The sequence below is a fragment of the Pseudomonas sp. IPO3778 genome (assembly GCF_013386825.1).
In the GTDB taxonomy this organism is placed as follows: domain Bacteria; phylum Pseudomonadota; class Gammaproteobacteria; order Pseudomonadales; family Pseudomonadaceae; genus Aquipseudomonas.
In genome coordinates this window covers 47,131-68,131 of the sequence record NZ_JACARC010000048.1, presented here as the reverse complement: position 1 = coordinate 68,131, position 21,001 = coordinate 47,131, and the positions used below count along the sequence as shown (strand labels likewise).

Sequence of the window (21,001 nt, the reverse complement as noted above, 5' to 3'; positions counted from 1 at the left end):
GAACCATAAGCCGCCGTTACCGCAGGAATGGATATGTACACAGCCGCAGGAATGGATATGTACACAAAAAACCGCCATTACCGCAACAACGGATAAGCCCCCACCCCCCGCTCATCCAGCCAAAACAAAGCCGCCTGCCCCACCCCACCCAACAAATTCCAAACCACCCCTTCATGGATCATGAACGCCTGTTCCTGCGCATCCACCCGCCACCCGCTGTACCCATGAGCAATCCCCTTGGCCCCAACCTGCTCCATCAACACCTGCCGCGCCGGCCGATCCAGCTCCGAGGCACTGAACCGCGAAGGCATACCAATAAACGCCTCACGCGGATACTTGAAGCACCCCAGCGCACACTCATTCACATAGATAAACCGCGGATCAGCCGCCCCATCATGGGCCAGCAAGCTATAGGGCGCCTGCTCATGCAACCAGACCAGCCGCTCCTCCAGCCCCAACCCCTCAGGCGCCGGCAACCCCTGCCCGGTCCAATGCCGATAAGCCTCATCCAGCAACCGCACAAACCCATCGTCAAAAGCCACACCCAACCTCACATCATCAAGTCGAAACCTTCGCCCGCCAGCAGAACACCGCACTGACCGCAATCGCCGCCCCCGCCACGCCAAACACCCAAGGCGCCGACGCCACCGGCAACAACAACCCCGCCAGCAAAGGCCCAAGCCCGGCGCCCACATCCCGCCACACAGCATTCGAGGCCAACGCCGACACCCGCATGGCCCCCGGGTTGCGCTCCGCCACCAAGGTGGTCACCAGTGGCAACTGCAACGCCCGCAACACCAGCACCGCCGCCGCACCGACAATCACCCAGTGGCTGCCAAACGCCCCCAGCGCCAGCGCGCTGAGAAAGGAAAACACCAACAACATCGACGTGGCCCCAAACTGCTGCGCAGCCCGACCGCCCAGCGGGCTCAGGAGCAACTCCGACACGTAACGCAGGGCCATCAGGCCACCGGCGATCAGCACCGCATTGCCACCCAGCATCTTCTGCGCCTGGATCGACAGGCCAAAGATAAACAGCCCATCCAGCGCCACGCCTTCGATAAACGACCAGGTCGCCACGCTGTCCGGCAGCTTGAAGCGTCGCCCCGGCGTGCCATGCAAATTGTGCCCGGCCGTCGGCAACCCCCGCGCCATCCACAAGCCCACCAGGCAACACGCCGACAGGATCCAAAAGATCGGCCGCGGCCCCACCTGTAGCGTCAGCCATCCACCCAACGGCAACGCCAGCATTGGCCCCAAGGCGATCAACGCCCGCGAGCGCCCCGCCCGGCGCGCCGCCCCCAGCGGTTCGGAGGTGGCCAACACTTGAGTAGAAAGGTTCAACGCCGCAAAACACAGGCCCCAAATCAGCCGCAACCCGAGCAAGGCGGCAAAACCGGACAGCATGGAGTTGCCCAAGGCACACACCGCAGCCGCACCGGCAGCGATGGAGCACGTCAGGCGATCGCCGTTACGGGCGTAGAAATTCAGAACATGCTTGTAGCCGAAGATCCGCACCAGGCGGTTGGCCGCCAGCAATACCCCGGCCTGGGCCAGGGTGATACCGAACGCCTGGGACTCCATAGGCAGTACCAGGTACAGCAACACATCGCTCGGCAGGCACAGGCCGAGGGTCAGCGCGGCACGGCGGGAGTGGGCATCAGCACTGCGTTGGGCCAGATCAGACATAAAAGCTGAAACATTCAGAATTATTTAGACGGCCACGGTAGCCGTCTACCTCGATGCTTTACAAGGCCCACATGATTAAACCTTGGTGCCGTCCTGCATCAGGCGCAAACCACTGGCCACCGCCCCCACCAATGCGAACCCGCAACCCAGCCACAACGCATACTGCGGGCCGCTGCTCAGGGACAGGTGGAAACACAGCGCCACCAGCGAAGCCCCCAGTGTCTGCCCCATCAACCGAGACGTGGCCACAATCCCGCTGGCCCCGCCGCTGCGGGCGATGGGCGCGCTGGTCATGATCGCCTTGAGATTGGGAGACTGGAAGAAACCGAAGCCGGCGCCACACAGGGCCATGCGCCAGCCGATATCAAAGGTCGACGCGTCATTGCCCAATGTCGCCAGCGAGGCCATGCCTGCGCTCAGCATCACCAGGCCAATGCCACACAGCAGCGCCAGGGAGATACGATCTGCCAGGCGCCCGGCGATCAGCGCCATCACCGCCACCACCGCCGGCCACGGCGTCATCAGGAACCCGGTGGCCACCTGGCTGTGGCCCAGCACCGTTTGCAACAGGAAGGGCAGCGACACAAACGCCAGGCCCTGGGCGCTGAACGCGCAGATCGCGGTCAGGGCCGACAGGGTAAACAGCGGGCGCTTGAACAAATCCACCGCCAGCATCGGCGCCGGGTGCCCGGCCTGACGCCGGATCAGCAACACCCCACACAGCAACGCCACGGCGATCAACCCGAGGGTCAACACCGCCTGCGCACCGTGCACCGCCGACCCCAGGCCCAGCACCAACAGGGCGAACAACCCGGCACAGAGGATCGCCGCCAGCCGGTCAAAGGCATGCCCGGTAATCGGGATCACCGGAATCGAGCGCACCCCCAGCCACAAGGCCAATGCGCCCAGGGGCAGGTTGATCAGGTACAGCCAGTGCCAGGTGGCCACCGACAAAATCGCCGACGCCGCAGTGGGCCCCAGCGTAAACGCCAGCCCCACCACCAGCGAGTTATACCCCAGCCCCCGGCCGAGTATTTTTGCCGGGTAGATGTGCCGCAACAGCGCAATATTGACGCTCATGATCGCCGCTGCGCCCAAACCCTGAACCACCCGGGCAGCGGTCAGGGTCGGCAGCGACCAGGCCAGCCCGCAAAACAGTGACGCCACCACAAACACCAGCAAGCCGCCGAGAAATACCCGGCGGTGGCCGACCACATCACTCAGTGAAGCGAAAGGCAGCACCGCCGCGATGGTTGCCAACTGGTAGGCGTTGACCACCCAGATCACCGAGGCGGAATCGGTACCAATGCCTTCCGCCAGTGTGGGCAACGCCGTGTTGACGATGGCCGTGTCGAGGGTCGCCATGCCGATCCCCAGGGAAATGGCGACCACCGCCGCTAAACGTTTATCACTGGGCAACCCATCAGCTACTGAAGACATGGACAATCCGCACACGTGGCAAAGGCTTCTAGATTACGGGCTGCGACCTTTTTTTTCAGCGGGCAATTGCGCGACTGTCCAAATATTCATATTCAGGTACGCCATTTGCCCATCCGCACCATCTGCACCAGCACCTCGGCCAGGGCGGGCTGCGGCGCGCTGTTGACGGTGACCAGCGCCACGCAACGGCTCGGGCGCAAGGTGGCTGCGGCCGTGACGGCATGACCACCGAGGTCGAACCCGGCGAGCACGGCCTCGGGGATGTGCAAGGCATTCATCAGGTCCAGCACGTCCTGGCCGAGCACCACTTCCTGGGTGCTGACGGGCGCAGCCTTGTCCAGCGGCGTGGTGGTGCCATGGCCCCGCAGGAACGGGACGATTACCCGAAAGCCCTGGGCCACCAACTGCGGCACCACCCCGGCAAAGCGCTCCAGGTCGCCGTCCGCGCCATGCAGCAACAGGATCGGCCGCCCCGCCTCCGGCCCGGCTTCGTAATAGCCGATGTCCAGCAAATCAGTGCTGACCTGGTGGACCACCCCACCCGCAGGCATCGCCATGGCCGGCAAGGACAGCACGGCCGAGGCAATGGCGGTGGACATCAGAAAACGACGACGATTGAAAAAAGGCATGGTGTTATAGCTCCGAAAAATGCAACACAGAAAGGTCTTCAACGACCCCCACAATCAATTCGCTGCCGATCCAGCCGGCCAGCAGTTCACCGGCTTTCGCCACGCCCTCCTCTTCCCCAAGGCGCGCCACCAGAAACTCGCACAGCCCGGCAAAACTGCCGTTGCCTTGCAGGTGCGCCAGCGCCTGGAATTCCAGCGCATCGACCTGCCGCAAGCGCGACGTGAACTGCCGCCGCCACACCAGCAACCCACCGGCCTCGGCCAGCATCACCGCCTCGGGTGCCGGCGTTTGCTGCCACAACGCCGACCAGATCGCCTCGGCGTTGGTGGTCAGCCCATGGCAGCGCAGCGACGGCGTGAGTTGCAGGCGTGCCGTGTCCCAGTCCACCGCTTCCAATACCTCCATGGGCAACGGGCTGGCATCGGCGGCCACAAACGCCTCATTGAGGGACGACTCGATCCACGCCAGTTCATGCACATCGGGGTTGTTGGGGAACAGTTCTCCCAAGGTCAAGTGGAAGCCTTCGGGGTAGGCATCCAGGGTCCAGGCATGGGGCGGATGCCGGTCGATATGGCGGATGGCCGCGGCCAGAAACGCCTCATCCCCCACCCAGCGCCGCAGGTGGGGAAACGCCTGCTCCAGGCAACCCACCAGTTGCGCGCGGTAGTTGTTCTGGTAAACCGCCAGGCCGGCGGTTTTGTTGCCAAGCACCCGGGCGGACTCGTCTGACGCACTCACCAGCCAGGTGTGAAAGGCCTGCTGCCACTGCGCCAGGTTCATCGACCCACCTGCGCACGTTTGTAGGCCTCGGAAGCGCCCAGCATGCGGGCGATCGACAGCTCCTCCAGCAACTCGGCCAAGGGCGGAATCTCGTCGTCGCGTTCGATCATCGTGGCGACCGGGCCGAGCAAGGCAACGGCCTTGGCATACAGATCCCAGACCCCGTCACACACCGGGCTGTCATGGCTGTCGATCAGCAAATCGCGGCCCTGGCTGTGGCCGGCCAGGTGAATCTGCCGGACCCGTTCGGCCGGAATCCCGTCGAGAAACGCCAGGGCGTCAAAGCCATGGTTGCTGGCGCTGACAAACACATTATTGACGTCCAGCAACAGCTCGCAGCCGGTGCGCCTGGACATGGCGGCGATAAATTCCCACTCGCTCATGGAGGCGCCGTCGAAGGCCAGGTAGCTGGACGGGTTTTCAAACAGCATCGTGCGGCCCAACACGTCCTGGGCCATGTCGATATTGGCGCAGACCCGGTCCAGGGCCTCGTCGGTATACGGCACCGGCAGCAGGTCATGGGCGTTGAAGCCGCCACTGCGGGACCAGCTCAGGTGGTCGGACACAAACAGCGGCTCGACCTCGTCCACCAGCGACTTGAGGCGCTTCAGGTAATCGCGATCGAGGCCCTCGGCCGTGCCGATCGACATCGACACCCCGTGCAGCGCCACCGGGTACCGCTCACGAATCTGGCGCAGGATATGCCGGGGCTGGCCGCCCGCGACCATGAAATTCTCGGAGATCACTTCAACGAAATCCACCGCCACCGGGGTCTCCAGGAACTCACCGTAGTGCTCCTTGCGCAACCCCAGGCCATAGCCCGAAAAACGCGGATTGGATGTCGGCATCACACGGTCTCCGTTATAAAACTGTAGGAGCGAGCTTGCTCGCGAAAAACCTGAAAACAACGCGGGACGCCAGGCACCCCGCGTGTTCATTACGACCTTACTTCGGCTCAGTGGTGGTGCCGCCCAGCTTCAGGCATTCGGACGGGGTCTTGACGACCACGCCCTGGCCCTTGCAGCTGTTGAGGCCTTTGCAATCGTTCTTGGCGGTGGCGCACAGGCTTTCGCCCTTGCAGTTGTTCACGCCGTAGCAGCGGCCTGGTTGCTCCGGCTGGTCGGCGGCGCTGGCGGCAGCGGCGAAGGATGCAGACGCCATGGCGATCAGGGCGGCCGCAGCGGCAAGGCTCAAACGGGATTTGATGGACGTGCTCATGGGTAATACTCCTGGGGGGGGTGGGGTTTACTTGATGACGGATGCAGCGTCTTCGATGACCTTCGCCACAGCCTCAGGCTGGGAGATGTACACCGAGTGGCTGCCTTTGATTTCGGTGACTTTTGAGCCGGCGCGCTTGTACATCCAGCGCTGCAGATCGGGGCTCAGGGCACGGTCTTCGGTGGACACCACGGCATAGGTCGGTTTCTTGTGCCAGGCCGCAGCCCAGATGGTGCCGCCGAACAGCGCGGTGGTGGCCGGTACCTGGGAGGCGGCCATGAAGTCGGTGCGATTGGTGGTCAGGTCGGCAGCGAAATCGGCGTTGTATTTGGCGCGGTCAAAGAACAGATGCCCGTCGCGGGTCTGCTTGACGTCATTGCTCGGTGCCGGCATCGACGACAGCAACTGGCTCATGTTCTCGCCGACTTCCGGTTGCAGGGCGGAGACATAGACCATCGACTTGACCTTGTCGCGGTCACCGGCAATCGAGATCACCCCGCCGCCGGAGCTTTGACCCACCAGTACCACCGGGCCGACTTGCTGCTCCAGCACTTCGCGGGCCTCGGCCACGTCGGCGGCCAGGCTTTCATGGCCCTGATGCACCACGGTGACCTTGTAGCCCTTGTGAATCAGGATGTCGTGCACCACTCGCCAGCCGGAGCCGTCGACGAAGGAACCGGGCACGATCACCACGCTTTTGCCGGCGCCTGGCTGGTCGCGGGGCGCCTCGGCAGCCGAGGCCAATAACGGTGTAGCGAGTGCCATGGCGATCGCCAGGGAAGAAAGAATACGCATGCGACTCTCCACAGGCCTTGGGGCCTGATCATGGTTGTGAAAGGGTTAACGGCATTGGCCAGACAACACGCGGTCCAGCGACCAGGCCCCACCGCCATACGCCAGCAGCGGCAGCAGCAGGCCCGCCCAGGTCAGGTGGGTCGGCCAGGCGTCGGGGTACACGAACACCTCGATCACCAGGGTCATGCCCAACAACGCGGCGGCGGCCGGGCGGGTCAACAGGCCGAGCACCAGCAGCAGCGGGAACAGATGCTCGGCGTAAGTCGCCAGGTGCGCGGCCCATTCCGGCGGCACCAGCGGCAAGGCGTATTCCGAGCGGAACAAGGTGTAGGTCGACGGCTTGAGCTGCAGAAAACCGGTCACCTTGGTGCGGCCCGAGAGGAAAAACACCGAAGCAATACCCACCCGAGCTACCAGCAACAGCAGCGCCTCAGGCAGCACACGCTTGAGCACCGCAGGGGCCAGGGCAATCATGGTTGTTCCGTCAGGCTGCCGAAGCCTTTGGGGGTTTTGATCTGGGTGCAGGTGCCTTTGTCCACCAGCACCCAGGCGTTGCCCTGGTAATCCGCCTTGGCGGTACCGGCGCAGGAAGTGCCGGCACCGGCGGCACAATCGTTGGCACCGGCGAGGGACACGCCGAAGCATTTTTCCTGGGGCTTGGCCTCATCGGCATGGGCAGTGGCGGCGAAGGCACCGAGGGACAGTGCGAGGGTGGCGGCAAGGGCCGCGTAGTGGCGCTTCATGGTGAATCTCCTGGCTTGACTGAATGTGGCCAGGGCGCGTTGCGGTGGGTGACCACCTGCGCCATCTGGTAGACAGATTTAAAGCCAGGGGTGTATCCCGTCTGTGTCCTGTTCCCTCCTTCTATTCATGCCGGTGTATCAGAGGGGTGCAGATACACAGTCTGATACACAGCCAACATTGTGGTGAGCTGGGCTGTTGTGGCGAGCGGGCTTGCCCCGCGCTGGGCTGCGAAGCAGCCCCAATAAACAGACACCGAGTTCTCACAGACAAAACGCGACAACCGATTTCAGGGCCGCTTCGCGCCCCAACGCGGGGCAAGCCCGCTCGCCACAGACCACCGTCGTTTTATTCGGCATCCCGAACGACACAATTAGAAATATTCGCCTTTCCGAACATCCGCCTTCCAGCGCCCGCAACGACCGCAGAAATCCCCATAAATTTCATGCGGTTGTTGTCATCTTTGTTACATGCCAACTGGCATACATTCTGCTTTATCAGTGTTTCTAGTAATAAAATGTTTCAGATTCGAAACAGTCTCATCACCTGAAACCCAACGGCCCCGCGCCCTATAACAACGTCCATGCCCCAAAGGAGGGCGGCAATTCTCACCTTTTTGATCGACTTCAACTCTCCAAGCCTGCTGCCGCACGTAAGCACCCAAAAAGGGCGAATGGCCTGATGGCCAATAACAAGCCCGACTACAAAAAAAGGACAAATTGATGAGTTCGAGCAAATACCCCGCAGTGTCCTACATGGACCTCGCCCCCCAGGCCCCGGACCACACCGAGAACGCGATCGGTTTTGGCCCCTTTCTCTTGTTGGCGCGTCAGCATGTATTGCTGCGCAACGGCGAGCCGGTCACCCTCGGCAGCCGTGCCTTGTACTTGCTGATCGCCCTCGCCAGCCGGGCTGGCGAGTTGCTGGAAAAGTCCGAACTGATCTCCTTCGCCTGGCCCAAGGTGGTGGTGGAGGAATGCAACCTGCGCGCACAGATCGTTGCGCTGCGCCGGGCGTTGGGGGATGACGGCAACTTCAGCTACATCGTCACCGTGCCTGGCCGGGGCTACCGGTTTGTCGCGCCGGTGACGATGCAGACGGTGAGTGAAGGTGCAACGCCCCAGGCTCTAGCGCCGGCCCTGCCGATGGAAGTCGCCAACCTGCAACCGTCACCCGGCACAGTGATTGGCCGCGAAGCGTTGATCCTGAGTCTCGCCGACCAGGTGCTGAGCCAACGTTTCGTGACCATCACCGGCCCCGGCGGCATCGGCAAGACCACCGTGGCCCTGGCCGTGGCGCAACTGCTGCAGGGCCGCTTCCACCAGGGCATGTGCTTTGTCGACCTGGCCCCCGCCACCAGCGGCCAATGGGTGGCCGGGATGCTCGCCAGCGCCCTGGGCATCCAGAGCGTGAGTGACGAGCCCCTGCACAGCGTGGCCTCGATGCTCGCCAACAGCCCGCTGCTGCTGGTGCTCGACAACTGCGAACACGTGCTGCAAGCCACCGCCGACGCCGTTGAAGTGCTGCTGCGCAGTGCGCCCCAGTGTTGCGTGCTGACCACCAGCCGCGAACCCCTGCGGGCCGAAGGCGAACGGGTGCACGACCTCGCACCGCTGCTGGTGCCGGACGAAGACGTGAGTTTGAGTGCCGAGCAGGCCATGAACTGGTCCGGCATCGCGTTGTTTATCGAACGGGTCAAGGCCCTCGACCCCGGGTTCGTGTTCAAGGACGCCGACGTCGCCGCTGCCAGCGCCATCTGCCGCAAGCTCGACAGCAATGCCCTGGCCATCGAAATCGCGGCGGCCCGGGTGCGCACCTTCGGCATCCAGGACCTGGTGGGCTTGCTCGACGGCAGCTTCCGCCTGCAAATGACCGGCCGGCGTACCGCCCTGGCCCGGCACCGTTCACTGAGCGCGACCCTGGACTGGACCTACTCGATGCTCACCGGCGACGAACAGGCCATGTTGCGCCAACTGGCAGTGTTCACCGGTTCCTTCACCCTGGACGCGGTCAAGGCCATGACCGCCAGCAGCACCCTCGATGTGCGCAACGCCCTGCCCTTGCTCGAAAGCCTGATGGACAAGTCGCTGCTGATCGCCGGTGAATCGCAGTTGCTCAAGCGCTACCGCCTGCTGGAAACCACCCGCGCCTACGCCCTGGAGAAACTCAACGAACACGGCGAAGCCGACGCCACCCGCCAGCGCCATGCGCTGTATGCCCTGGACGTGTTGCAGGAAGCCGGGCAGACCCTCGACGGCCTTTCCCCCGAGACCTGGATCGGCCTCTACGGCCCGGAAATCAACACCGTCCGCGCGGCGCTGGAGTGGGCCTTTTCCGCCTCGGGCCACCTGCCCACCGGCATCGACCTGACCCTGGGCGGCGTACCGTTATGGCTGCGTCTGTCGCTGGTCAGCGAGTGCCGCACCTGGGTCGACAAAGGCCTGGCCAGCGCCGCCACCACCCCGCTGCCGCAACAACAGCGCATGCTGTTGCAAACCGCCCTGGCCAGCGTGCTGATGCTCACCTACGGCACCGGCGGCCCGATGCGCGAAGCCTGGCGCCAAGTGCGCGAAGACGCCCGCGACCTGGGCGATGCCGAGCACAAACTGCGGGCGCTGTGGGGCTTGTGGAGCGACCGCTGCGGCTGCAACCAGTACGCCGAGGCGCTGGAACTGGCCGAGCGCTACATCGCCCTGAGCCACAGCGGCAACCAGCAACTGCTGGGTAAACGCATGCGCGCCCTGGCGTTGTTCCACATGGGCGACCTGGTCGGTGCCCGGCAGAATATCGACGAGGCGCTGGGCTCACCGTCGGCCCCGCGCTCGCACATTATCGATGTGCATTTTGACCAGCGCATCGCCGCCCGCTGCCTCAAGGCGCAGGTGCAGTTGCTGGAAGGCGACGTCGACCCGGCGTTGCGTTTGGTCGACAGTTGCGTCGAGGAAGCGGTCCATCTCGATCACCCGGCGACCCTCTGGTACACCCTGTGCCTGGGGGCGATTCCCCTGGCGCTGTTGGCGTCCAACCTGCCCAAGGTGCGCTATTACCTGGGCCTGCTGCAAGACAGCACGACCCAGCAAGACCTGCATATCTGGCGGCAGTTTCGGTTGTGTTTCGAGAGCATCTTGCTGATTCGCCAGGGCTCACCCGAGGAAGGTGTGCCGCTGTTGGGTGAGGCCCTGCATCACCTGCACGGGCAAGGGGACAGCCAGCTGTATAGCCTGCTGCGTTGTGAATACGCCCTGGGCCTGGCGCGGTTGGGCCTGGAGAAACTGGCGTTGGAGGTGTTGGAAGACACCCTGCAATTGGCGCTGGGGCGGCATGAGCGCTGGTTTGTGCCGCAGATGTTGCGGATCAAGGCGCAGCTGATTCTGCGCCAGGCGCAGTATGGGTCGGTGGACAAGGCCAAGGTGTTGCTGCGCCAGGCGTGGGTGGATGCGCAGTTGGCCGGGGCGCATTTCTGGCGGGCGCAGATTGCCAGTGACTTGGCCAGGTTGCAGGAGCCGAAGATGCGGATTGCTTCGTTACCGAGGTTTCAGCACCGGTAGAGGCTGCCGGCAGGTAACGGTAAAAAGGGGGACAGATTTATTTTACAAATAAATCTGTCCCCCTTTTCGCTCTTTTTGAACTCCGGCAGCCGCGCTATTGATCCGCTGCATAAATGACGGTTTGCGCACTGTCGGGTGCAGCGGGTCGGCGGGTGAAGTAGGTGTCGCCTTCATCCGTATGAATCTCGTATTCAAACTTGCTGGTCGCGCGGCCCGCAGCAGTGGCGTGCTTGATGATTTTCAGCACGCGCTGGAATTTCACGCTTTGCGTGCCGTTCTGGTTGGGCCCGGTGAGCACGTTGACGCTTTGAAACCAGCCGTCGTTCTTCTTGTTCGCCACCAGGGCGCCGGTCATGGCTTCAAACCGCTCCAGCCGGGTAAAGCCCCACAATGTCTGCTCTTCCACGGTTTGGCCGAGGGCCGCAGAGCCGGTAAACACGAACAGGTTGATCGCAGGGCTGTCTTCACAGAAGAAATCGTAAGGCACCAGACCGTCGACCATTTTCTTGCCGGCCACGAAACCTTTTTTGTGCACCTGAAACATCGCCACCTCCACGCCAATGGCGTCACTGAACATCAGCTCACGCAGGGGAAAAGTCTAAAGGCGCGCGGCGTACAGGGCGGTCAAGCCAATGTAATATCGTGTAAAGATCCCACCCGAGGCAGGATGATTTCCACGCTCAACCCGCCGGACGGCTCGTTATGCGCCTCAATGGTGCCGCCATGCATTTCCACGGACCTCAAGGCGATCGCCAGGCCCAGTCCAAAGCCGGCATCGGTGTCATTCGGGCCACGTTCGAAAGGCTCGAAAATACTCCGCAACCGCAGGTTTTCAACACCCGGCCCCTGATCGGTGATCAACACCCGCAGCCAGCGCGTGTCGGGGCTGACCTCCGCCGAAACCCGCACCGTGGTATCAGGCCGCGTGTAGCGCACGGCATTTCGAATGACATTTTCGAGACACCGATACAGCAGCTCGCCGCTGGCCCGACTGACAAAGTCCGGGCACGCTTGCAAGCTGACACTGCAGCCTTTGATGCCGGCCTCGAACTGGGCATCCTCGACAATCACGGCCAGTAATTCGACGATATCCACCGGCTCGCGCTCGATGCTTTCGGGACGGCCCTGCACACGCGCCAGGGTCAGCAGCGCCTCGATCAGTGTGTCCATGCGCGCCGATTCACGCTGGATGCGCCCGAGCATTTCCTGGCGTGCCGGGTCTTGCTGCAACAGCCCGATGGCCACTTGCAGGCGCGTCAACGGTGAGCGCAGTTCATGGGAGATGTCGTGCAACAGCTGCTGCTGGGCTTCCACCAGCAGCTTGAGCTGGTTGGCCATGCGGTCACAGTCTTCGGCCAGGTCGACGATTTCATCACGGCGCTTGCCCATCATCGGCCGCACCCGGGTTTCGAAGCGGCCCAGCGCAACGTCGCCCATCGCCCGCCGCAGATAAGCCAGCGGCCACGCCAGGTAGTAGGCCATGTATCCACTGAACAGCGCGCTCATCAGCGTGCCGATGATCAGCGGAATCCAGTGGCCCAGGCGCCCGGGTTCGTGGGGAGGATGGGAAGACCTGAGGGACAGCCTGACCCCGTCCTTGCTGATGAGCGACTGTTCATAGGCCGGCTGCGGGACCGGCGTGCCGGCCAGCAATTGACCGGCACTGTCATACACCCCAATCGCCTGGCCATGGGCGGGCTGCCATACAGCCAGGAGCTGGCGGCCCGAAGCAACACCATACTGCTCCAGCAACTGCTCTTCGCTGGCCAGGATCGCATCCAGATGATGGTCCCCGGGGCCCAGGCTGCCCGCCACCAGAATGCTCAACCCCACCAGAAACGTCAGGCTGGTGGCCAACCAAAAGGCCAGGAAGAGTTTCCAGAACAGCCGGCTGGGTTTCATCATTCGGCGATCAACAGGTAACCGAGGCCGCGCACGCTCTGGATCCAGGCCTTGGCATCCGGGCGCGGGCCCAACTTCTGGCGAATGCTGCTGATATGCACGTCGATGCGCCGGTCATAGCGGGTCAACGGGCAGCCCAGGGCATTGAGCGACAGGTCCTTTTTGCTCACCACCTGGCCGGCACACCGGGCCAGCACTTCAAGCAGGCTGAATTCGGTACTGGTCAGCCCCAGTGCGCAGCCTTTCCAGAGGGCCTGGCGCTTGCCGGGCCAGAGCACCAGGGAGCCGGTCCTGATCACGTCAGCGGCCGGAGGGTCCACGGGCTGCACCCGGCGCATGATCGCGCGCAGCCGCGCCACCAACTCACCCGGGGAACTGGGCTTGGGCACATAATCGTCCGCGCCGAGTTCCAGCCCGGTGATCCGGTCGATGTTGTCGCCCCGGGCCGTGAGCAACACCACCGGCACCTGGCTGCTGGCCCGGATACGCCGGAGCACCTCGATGCCCGAGAGCCTGGGCAGCATCACGTCCAGCACCACAATGCTGTAGCGCCCCGACAGCGCCTCAACCTCACCCTCCTCGCCGGTGTGCACGCAGGTCGCCTCAAAGCCTTCATGCTCCAGGTATTGGCCCAGCATTTCAGTCAGTTCCTGGTCATCGTCGACTAGCAATACGCGGATCATGGCGAGCTCGTGAAAGGGTACCCCCACAGTATCGCCCAGCCTCATCGCCCCAGGGCCAACCTTTACCTAACTTGACACTTGGTTAACCGCACCAAACCCGCACCGCTCTTATGCTTGCCGTCCACCCGTCTGGCCGCGTTGTGGTGACCCGTCTGCGGCGAGTCATCCCGGCGCGCTTGCGCTGCTTGTCGATGTGTTCTGGAAAAGATCTTGATGAATTTTTCGCGCCTGCTCTGCTCGGTTGCGCTGCTGCTCAATGTCACACTTGCACACGCTGAAGCCTTCAAAATCTCGGATATCCGTATCAACGGTCTGCAACGGGTCTCGGCGGGCAGCGTGTTTGGTGCCTTGCCCCTGAACGTGGGGGACGAAGCGGATGATCGACGGCTGGTGGATTCCACCCGCGCGTTGTTCAAGACCGGCTTTTTCCAGGACATCCAATTGAGCCGCGACGGCACGGTGTTGATCATCAATGTGGTCGAGCGCCCATCGGTGTCCAGTATCGAGTTCGAAGGCAACAAGGCCATCTCCACCGAAGACCTGCTCAAGGGCATGAAGCAGTCGGGCCTGGCCGAGGGCGAAATCTTCCAGCGCGCCACCCTGGAAGGCATGCGCAACGAACTGCAGCGCCAGTACGTGGCCCAGGGTCGTTATTCGGCCACGGTCGACACCGAAGTGCTGCCGCAGCCGCGTAACCGCGTGGGCCTGAAGGTCAAGATCGACGAAGGCTCCGTGGCCGCGATCCAGCACATCAACGTGGTGGGCAACCACGTGTTTACCGACAAGGAACTGATCGGCACCTTCACCCTCAAGACCAGCAACTGGCTGTCGTTCTTCACCAACGATGACAAGTACGCCCGTGAAAAACTCACCGGGGACCTGGAACGCCTGCGCTCCTATTACCTGGACCGTGGCTATATCAACATGGACATCACCTCGACCCAGGTGTCCATCACCCCGGACAAGAAGCACGTCTATATCACCGTCAACATCAACGAAGGCGAGAAATACACGGTGCGTGACGTGAAGCTCAGCGGCGACTTGAAAGTGCCCCAGGACCAGCTTGAAGCCCTGCTGCTGGTGCAGAAAGGCCAGGTGTTCTCGCGCAAGCTGATGACCACCACCTCGGACCTGATCACCCGGCGCCTGGGTAACGACGGCTACACCTTCGCCAACGTCAACGGCGTGCCCACGCCCCATGATGAAGACCACACCGTGGACATCGTGTTTGCGGTCGACCCGGGCAAACGGGCCTATGTGAACCGCATCAACTTCCGGGGCAACACCAAGACCGACGACCAGGTGCTGCGCCGGGAAATGCGCCAGATGGAAGGTGGCTGGGCGTCGACCTACCTGATCGACCAGTCCAAGGTTCGCCTTGAGCGCCTGGGCTTCTTCAAGGAGGTCAACGTCGAAACCCCGGCCGTGGCGGGGGTCGACGACCAGCTTGATGTGAACTACGCGGTCGAAGAACAAGCGTCCGGCTCGATTACCGCCAGCGTCGGTTTTGCCCAGGACGCCGGGCTGATCCTCGGCGGTTCGATCACCCAGAACAACTTCCTGGGCACCGGGGATTACGCCAGCCTGGGCCTGACCCGCTCGCAGTACCAGAGCAAGTACAACATTGGCTTTACCAACCCCTACTTCACGCCGGACGGGGTGAGCCTGGGCTATAACGCGTTCTACAGTGCCACCGATTACAACAACTACTACGACGATGGCAGCGGTGTTTCCTACTACTCCATCAACAGTTACGGCCTGGGGGCCACACTCGGCTACCCGATCAATGAAACCTCGCGGTTGAGTTTCGGCCTGACCGTGCAACACGACAGTATCGACCCTGGCATCTACAGCTCTGATGAGATCTACGATTTTCTGCAGCGCGAAGGCAGTGAGTTCACCAACTTCAAGGCCAACCTTGGGTGGTCGGAGTCGACGTTGAACAAAGGCGTTATGCCGACCCGTGGTTACTCGCAGAACCTGAACCTGACGGTGACGCTTCCGGGCAGTGACTTGAGTTTCTACAAACTCGATTATTCCGGGCAGACATTTGTGCCAATCACCAATTCGACGACGCTGCGTTTGCATACCAAGCTCGGTTATGCCAACGGGTACGGCTCGACGGACGGCCTGCCGTTTTATGAAAACTACACGGCCGGGGGTGAAGGTTCGGTGCGCGGGTTTGAAAGCGGCACGCTTGGGCCGCGCAGTACGCCGGCTACCGGGGCGTATGCCAGTGCGGGCCAGCAGTACTACAGCGACCGCAGTCCTGAGGCGTTGGGGGGCAACATCCTGATTACCGGGGGGGCGGAATATCTGTTTCCGATGCCGTTCCTTAAAGATAATAAATCGGTGCGTACGTCTGTGTTCTGGGATGTGGGTAACGTTTATTCGGACAAGTGTGCCCTCAGTACTACCCAGGGTTGTAATGGGGTTGACCTGAGCCAGCTGGGCGCTTCTGTGGGGGTTGGGGCTACGTGGTACAGCCCGTTGGGGCCGTTGAGTATCAACCTGGCGTTGCCGGTTCGTACGCCGGAGAATGCGACCAAGCAGGTGTTCCAGTTCTCCATGGGGCAGAATTTCTGATCTGCCTGGGTACATATCCGTTTTTGCGGTTATGGCCGCTATTGGTTCCGCTCTTACAGCGGCTCACTTTTGAACAACCGGAATGCCGGCCCAGTCAAAAGTAAGCAACGCTCTTGCCCCACCACTCGGCACCTCGCCTGGGTTTGAGTGTTGAAGAGCAAAATCAAAAGCTAAAGCGGGCACGGTCCAAATGTGGGAGCGGGCTTGCTCGCGAAGGTCGTTAACGATGACGTGGGTATCCTGATTCAACGCGGCGTCCTCTGGTTCTTCGCGAGCAAGCCCGCTCCCACAGAAAAGCAGATCTGTTTTCGCTCTGGTCTTTGCTTTTGCTTTTAACACTCAGGTCGGCTTTCAGGCCGCCGTGCTCTTGCTTTTGATCTTGATCTGACTGCCCCAATAAGCCCGAGGCCGAACGCAGGTATTGCGGAGCGGGTAAACCGGCAGGAAGCCGGTTTAGCCGCGCCGGGCCATGGATGGCCCGTCGCGGCGGCCCGCTTCGCGGTGCCGGAGTGAGGGAACCCCGAGCCTACGCGAGGTGCCGACAGGCGGGGCAGAGCCCTTTGCTTACTTTGGGCTGGGCCGGCATTCCGGCTTTTCCAAAGTGAGCCGCTGTAAGAGCGGAACCATAGGTAGCCGTTACCGCAGAAACGGATATGTACTCAACCCCCCGCTCCTAGCGAAACCGCGCGATCACCGCCTCCACCACCGGATTCGCGCGCTGGGTGTTCCAGGCGATGGCGGTGGTGACTACCTTGAGTTTCTGGCTCAGCGCACGAAACACCACATTGGCCGGAGCGAGTTTTTTCAGCGAGGCCGGCACCAGCGCAATCCCCTGCCCATAGCTGACAAAGGCAATCTGCGAGGCTACCGACCGCACTTCATGCAGCACCCGTGGGGAAAAACCACTGGCGCGGCAGGTGGCGATCAAGTTGTCGAAATACACCGGGCTGACGTTGCGCGAGAACATCACCAACGGTTCATTGGCCAGGCTCGACAGGCTGATGCGCGTGCGGCTCGCCAACGGGTGATCCGCCGGCAGGGCCACCACCAGCCGGTCTTCCGTCAGTGGCAGGGACTGCACCGAGGCGCCCAGGTCACCGTCCAGGCGGGCGAAGGCCAGGTCGATATCCCCGGCTTCCAGCGCCGGCAACGCCTCAACGCTGTCGATTTCCCGCACCGACACCGTGAGCTGGGGGTAATCGAGCTTCAGTTGTTCGATCAGGCCGGGCAACACATCGAACATCGCCGTGGAGATCGCGCCAATGGTCAACATCCCCGACTGCCCCGCCACCGCTTCTTCCACCGCCAGCTCCAGACGCTCCAGTTGCTCGGCGAACTTGCGCACCGCCGGCAGGATCGCCGCGCCCACCGGGGTCAACTGGGCTCCGCGTCGCGAACGGTCGAACAGCTTGACCTTGAGCGCCTGCTCCAGCACCTGGATCTGCTCGCTCAGGGGCGGTTGGGACATGCCGAGGCGCTTGGCGGCGCGGCCGAAGTTCTGCTCTTCGGCCACCGCGAGGAACAGCCAGAGGTGACGGATCAGGCGAAAGTTGATCATGGTTTTATCCATAGGTTAAGCGTATGCAAGGCTTCTGTAGTTCGTAATATACCTATCAAAGCGACTGACTGACACTGGCCGCCTCCGTCACCCGAGGCTTGCCCAATGACCGCTGACCACTTGCTCGACCGCCTGGCCGCACTGGACACCAATACCGTGTCCGACGCCCTCGACTTCCTCGGCCTGCCCGGCGCCACCGTGGGCCTGCGCCCGTTGTGGAACTGCCCGAAGATCGTTGGCCGCGCCAGTACCGTGCTGCTCGGCCCCAAGTCCGACACCGCGCCGACGGTGCACCTGATCACCCCGGTGATCGAACAGGTCAAGACACACGACCGGGTGCTGGTGATCGCCGGTGGCATCGAGGGCATTTCCTGCTGGGGCGACATCATCGCCAACGCAGCGTCGCGCAAGCACATTCGCGGCACGGTGATCGATGGCTTCAGCCGGGATATCGACGGCAGCGAGGCCATCGGCTACCCGGTGTACGGGCGCGGCGTGACCATGATCAGCGCACGCAACCGCGTGGTGCAGCTTGATGCGGGCGTGACCCTCAGTGTCGCGGGCGTCAGCGTCAGCGAGGATGACTACGTGATCGCCGATGGGTGCGGCACGGTGTTCGTGCCCCAGGCGGTGATCGAAAAGGTCCTGGACCTGGGCGAGCGCATTGCCCGCCGCCAGGACGGCATGGTGCAGGCGGTGCGCAGCGGGCGTTCGGTGGTGGACGTGATGCACGACGCACAGTTTGAGGCGATCACCCAATGAGCACCCATATCCAGCGGCTGAACCCGCGCCTGGCCAGCGCACAACCGTCGGCCACCTATCGCATCATGGACCGCGTGGCAGAGCGCCGGGCCCAAGGTGCACAGATCATCTCGCTGTGCGCCGGCGAGCCGGATTTCGATACGCCGGCGCATATCCGCGACGCCGCGATCCAGGCCATTGAAAACGGCCATACCCGTTACACCCAGGTTGCGGGTGCACGGGCCCTGCGCGAGGCGGTGGCGGCGAAGTTCCGGCGGGAAAACGGCCTGGACGTGTCCTGGCAAGACACCCTCGTGTGCAACGGCGGCAAGCAGGTGATCTACAACGCCCTGGCGGCCACCCTCGACGACGGCGACGAGGTGATCGTGCCCGCGCCGTACTGGGTCAGCTACCCGGAGATGGTGCAGCTGTGCGGCGGCGAAGCGCGCATCGTCACCTGTGGCGCCGACAGTGGGTTCAAGCTGACACCGGAGGCGCTGGCCGCCGCCATCACCCCGCAGACCCGCTGGCTGATCCTCAATTCGCCGTCCAACCCCACCGGCGCGGTGTACCGCAAAGACGAGCTGCGGGCGCTGGCCGAGGTGTTGCTGGCCCACCCGCAGGTGCTTATCCTGGCCGACGACATCTACGAGCACCTGATCTTCGACGGCCAGGCCTTTCATACCCTGGCCCAGGTTGAACCGCGCCTGGCGCCGCGCACGCTGACCATGAACGGCGTGTCCAAGGCCTACGCCATGACCGGCTGGCGCATCGGTTTCGCCACCGGGCCGCGCTGGCTGCTGGAGGCCATGGAAAAACTCCAGGGCCAGCAAACCTCCGGCGCCTGCTCGATCTCGCAACAGGCAGCAATCGCCGCCCTGGAAGGCCCCAAGGCGTTTATCCACGACAGCCGCGAGGTATTCCAGGCGCGCCGGGACTTGATGGTCAAGCGGCTCAACGACACACCGGGCCTCACGTGCATCAGCCCCGCCGGTGCGTTTTATGCGTTCGCCTCCTGCGCAGCGCTGATCGGGCGGACCACGGCGGGCGGCCGGGTGCTGCACAGCGACGAAGACGTGGCCCTGGCGCTGCTGGATGAGGCCAATGTGGCCGTGGTCCACGGCAGTGCCTTTGGCCTGGGGCCGTACATTCGCATCGCCTATGCTCTGGATGATGCCTCGTTGCAGCAGGCGTGCGAAGCAATCCACGGCTTCTGCCGCGCGCTGATGACTGAAGAAAAAAAGCGATGAATTCATATAAATAAATATCGCTAATGGTGGCGTTCGGCCCTTCTTAAGATTAGGGCCGAACAGGACAACACCCACAACAACAAGGTCCGCCTCCATGTCTATGCCTGACGTCATAAAACCCGCTGTGCGCAGCCAATACCGCTGGGTGGTTGCGGCGCTGATTTTCCTGATCTACACGGTGGCAGCGGCCGACCGGGCCAACCTCGGCGTGGCACTGCCGTTTATTCGCCAGGAATTTGAAATGAGCAACGCCCAGGCCGGTGGGCTCGTCAGCCTGTTCCTGCTGGCGTACGCGTTGATTCAACTGCCGTCGGGCTTTGCCTTCGGCCGCTTTGGCGTGAGCCGGATCCTGCCGGGGGCCATGGTGCTGACGTCGTTGCTGACCGGCCTGGTGGGCACCGCCGGTTCATTGCTGGCGCTGAAACTCTATCGCCTGGGGCTGGGCATCGCCGAGGGCCCGTTGCCCATCAGCATGACCACCACCATTAATAACTGGTTTCCGGCACGGGAAAAAGGCACCGCGTCGGGAATCTTCCTCTCGGCGGTAAAGTTCGGGCCGGTGATCGTGCCGCCACTGTGTGCGGTGATCATTTCGGTGTGGGGCTGGCGCGAGATTTTCTACTTCTTTGCCATCCCCGGCATCGTGCTCGCGGTGGTCTGGTACTTCATGGTCACCGACCACCCGTCCCGCAGCCGCTTCGTCAATAAAGCCGAACTCCAGTACATCGTCGAAGACACGGCAATCACCCAGACCGCCCGCGTACACAAGACCCCGGCCTGGGTGGAAAAGCTCGACCGGGTGATTCGCACCCGCAATGAAAAGCGCCTGGAAACCAACCGCCAGGTGTTCAAATCCTGGAACGTCTGGGGCTGCGCCACCAGCTACTGCTTCCAGCTCGGGGTCTCCAGCGTGCTGCTGGCGTGGATCCCGACCTACCTGATGACCGTCAAGCAGTTCTCGATCATGAACATGGGCCTGGTCTCGGCGGCGCCCTGGGTGGGCGCGGTGCTGGGCAACCTGCTGGGTGGCTGGTGCTCCGACCGTCTTTTGGGCGGGCGCCGCAAGCCGGGCATGTTGCTGTCGGCCATTGGTACCTCGCTGATGATGTACCTGCTGATCAATTCACCGGCCGAGCCCCTGCCCTACGGCTTGCTGTTGATGCTGACCGGCGTGGTGTTAAGCCTCGGGTTCTCCTCCTACATGGTCTACCCGATGGGCCTGACCACCAAAAAGACCTTCCCGATCTCCAACGCCATCGTGAACATGATCGGCCAACTGGGCGCCGCCGCCACGCCCTTCATCACCGGCCTGCTGCTGGACAACTACGGCTGGAACTACGTGTTCGCCTGGCTGGCGATCGGCTCGTTCATCAGCTTTATCCTGTTGCTGACCATTGCCGAACCCCGCCCACAATCCTGACTGATCTATCACCCCCACAA

20 protein-coding genes are annotated in these 21,001 nt (G+C 62.8%); 5 read left to right on the top strand and 15 right to left on the bottom strand.

All coding sequences use genetic code 11. The features are described from left to right. Positions 1-77: 77 nt before the first annotated feature. From HX855_RS25560 to HX855_RS25515, 10 genes are all read right to left on the bottom strand, one after another. A complete protein-coding gene (locus HX855_RS25560) occupies positions 78-515 on the bottom strand; it encodes an MEKHLA domain-containing protein (protein ID WP_177089835.1) in 438 nt (145 codons plus the stop codon). A 43-nt stretch (positions 516-558) separates the two neighbouring features. Continuing rightward, positions 559-1,689 (bottom strand): MFS transporter, encoded by a 1,131-nt coding sequence (locus tag HX855_RS25555; RefSeq protein ID WP_177089776.1) that lies wholly within the window; start codon positions 1,687-1,689, stop codon positions 559-561. A gap of 75 nt (positions 1,690-1,764) precedes the next feature. Next, positions 1,765-3,129 (bottom strand): MFS transporter, encoded by a 1,365-nt coding sequence (locus HX855_RS25550; RefSeq protein WP_177089777.1) that lies wholly within the window; start codon positions 3,127-3,129, stop codon positions 1,765-1,767. A 92-nt stretch (positions 3,130-3,221) separates the two neighbouring features. Next, complete coding sequence (locus tag HX855_RS25545) at positions 3,222-3,758, bottom strand: alpha/beta fold hydrolase (protein WP_177089778.1); 537 nt, start codon at positions 3,756-3,758, stop codon at positions 3,222-3,224. 4 nt (positions 3,759-3,762) lie between these two features. Then, positions 3,763-4,539: a DNA-binding domain-containing protein gene (locus HX855_RS25540; protein ID WP_177089779.1), complete on the bottom strand. Its 777-nt coding sequence runs from the start codon at positions 4,537-4,539 to the stop codon at positions 3,763-3,765. After that, on the bottom strand, positions 4,536-5,387 hold the full coding sequence (locus tag HX855_RS25535) for a DUF692 domain-containing protein (RefSeq protein ID WP_177089780.1): 852 nt from the start codon (positions 5,385-5,387) through the stop codon (positions 4,536-4,538). The genes HX855_RS25540 and HX855_RS25535 overlap by 4 nt, the downstream gene beginning before the upstream one ends. Before the next feature lie 97 nt (positions 5,388-5,484). Then, positions 5,485-5,757: a hypothetical protein gene (locus tag HX855_RS25530; protein ID WP_177089781.1), complete on the bottom strand. Its 273-nt coding sequence runs from the start codon at positions 5,755-5,757 to the stop codon at positions 5,485-5,487. Between the two features lie 27 nt (positions 5,758-5,784). Then, positions 5,785-6,552, bottom strand: a complete 768-nt coding sequence (locus tag HX855_RS25525) for an alpha/beta fold hydrolase (protein WP_177089782.1) — start codon at positions 6,550-6,552, stop codon at positions 5,785-5,787. Positions 6,553-6,597: 45 nt separating this feature from the next. Continuing rightward, entirely contained in the window at positions 6,598-7,026 is a 429-nt protein-coding gene (locus HX855_RS25520) for a DoxX family protein (protein WP_177089783.1), read from the bottom strand. After that, positions 7,023-7,295: a DUF2282 domain-containing protein gene (locus HX855_RS25515; protein WP_169387734.1), complete on the bottom strand. Its 273-nt coding sequence runs from the start codon at positions 7,293-7,295 to the stop codon at positions 7,023-7,025. Before HX855_RS25515 ends, HX855_RS25520 begins: the two co-directional genes overlap by 4 nt. Positions 7,296-8,015: 720 nt before the next feature. On the opposite strand from HX855_RS25515, the gene HX855_RS25510 reads away from it, so the two are divergent. Beyond that, positions 8,016-10,841, top strand: a complete 2,826-nt coding sequence (locus tag HX855_RS25510; RefSeq protein ID WP_177089784.1) for a winged helix-turn-helix domain-containing protein — start codon at positions 8,016-8,018, stop codon at positions 10,839-10,841. A gap of 94 nt (positions 10,842-10,935) precedes the next feature. On the opposite strand, the gene HX855_RS25505 is transcribed toward HX855_RS25510, so the two are convergent. The 3 genes from HX855_RS25505 to HX855_RS25495 all read right to left on the bottom strand — a co-directional run bounded on the left by HX855_RS25505 (position 10,936) and on the right by HX855_RS25495 (position 13,426). Next, the gene (locus HX855_RS25505) at positions 10,936-11,385 is read right to left on the bottom strand and encodes a hypothetical protein (RefSeq protein WP_177089836.1); all 450 of its coding nucleotides are present in this window, start codon (positions 11,383-11,385) and stop codon (positions 10,936-10,938) included. Positions 11,386-11,465: 80 nt separating this feature from the next. Continuing rightward, entirely contained in the window at positions 11,466-12,746 is a 1,281-nt protein-coding gene (locus HX855_RS25500) for a HAMP domain-containing sensor histidine kinase (protein WP_177089785.1), read from the bottom strand. Beyond that, the gene (locus HX855_RS25495; RefSeq protein ID WP_177089786.1) at positions 12,743-13,426 is read right to left on the bottom strand and encodes a response regulator transcription factor; all 684 of its coding nucleotides are present in this window, start codon (positions 13,424-13,426) and stop codon (positions 12,743-12,745) included. Before HX855_RS25495 ends, HX855_RS25500 begins: the two co-directional genes overlap by 4 nt. Positions 13,427-13,639: 213 nt before the next feature. Here HX855_RS25495 and bamA point away from each other — a divergent pair, with 213 nt between their 5' ends. Continuing rightward, positions 13,640-16,012 (top strand): outer membrane protein assembly factor BamA, encoded by a 2,373-nt coding sequence (bamA, locus tag HX855_RS25490; RefSeq protein ID WP_177089787.1) that lies wholly within the window; start codon positions 13,640-13,642, stop codon positions 16,010-16,012. 63 nt (positions 16,013-16,075) lie between these two features. On the opposite strand, the gene HX855_RS25485 is transcribed toward bamA, so the two are convergent. Both HX855_RS25485 and HX855_RS25480 read right to left on the bottom strand, forming a co-directional pair. Continuing rightward, on the bottom strand, positions 16,076-16,351 hold the full coding sequence (locus HX855_RS25485) for a hypothetical protein (RefSeq protein WP_177089788.1): 276 nt from the start codon (positions 16,349-16,351) through the stop codon (positions 16,076-16,078). Positions 16,352-16,685: 334 nt separating this feature from the next. Beyond that, positions 16,686-17,570, bottom strand: coding sequence for a LysR family transcriptional regulator (locus HX855_RS25480; protein WP_177089789.1), 885 nt, complete (start codon positions 17,568-17,570; stop codon positions 16,686-16,688). 105 nt (positions 17,571-17,675) lie between these two features. On the opposite strand from HX855_RS25480, the gene HX855_RS25475 reads away from it, so the two are divergent. The 3 genes from HX855_RS25475 to HX855_RS25465 all read left to right on the top strand — a co-directional run bounded on the left by HX855_RS25475 (position 17,676) and on the right by HX855_RS25465 (position 20,981). Further along, positions 17,676-18,332 carry an RraA family protein gene (locus tag HX855_RS25475; RefSeq protein ID WP_177089790.1) on the top strand — a complete coding sequence of 219 codons (657 nt, stop codon included), beginning with the start codon at positions 17,676-17,678 and terminating at the stop codon, positions 18,330-18,332. Beyond that, positions 18,329-19,561 (top strand): pyridoxal phosphate-dependent aminotransferase, encoded by a 1,233-nt coding sequence (locus tag HX855_RS25470; RefSeq protein ID WP_177089791.1) that lies wholly within the window; start codon positions 18,329-18,331, stop codon positions 19,559-19,561. Before HX855_RS25475 ends, HX855_RS25470 begins: the two co-directional genes overlap by 4 nt. 94 nt (positions 19,562-19,655) lie before the next feature. Then, entirely contained in the window at positions 19,656-20,981 is a 1,326-nt protein-coding gene (locus tag HX855_RS25465; protein ID WP_256353093.1) for an MFS transporter, read from the top strand. Positions 20,982-21,001 lie beyond the last annotated feature (20 nt).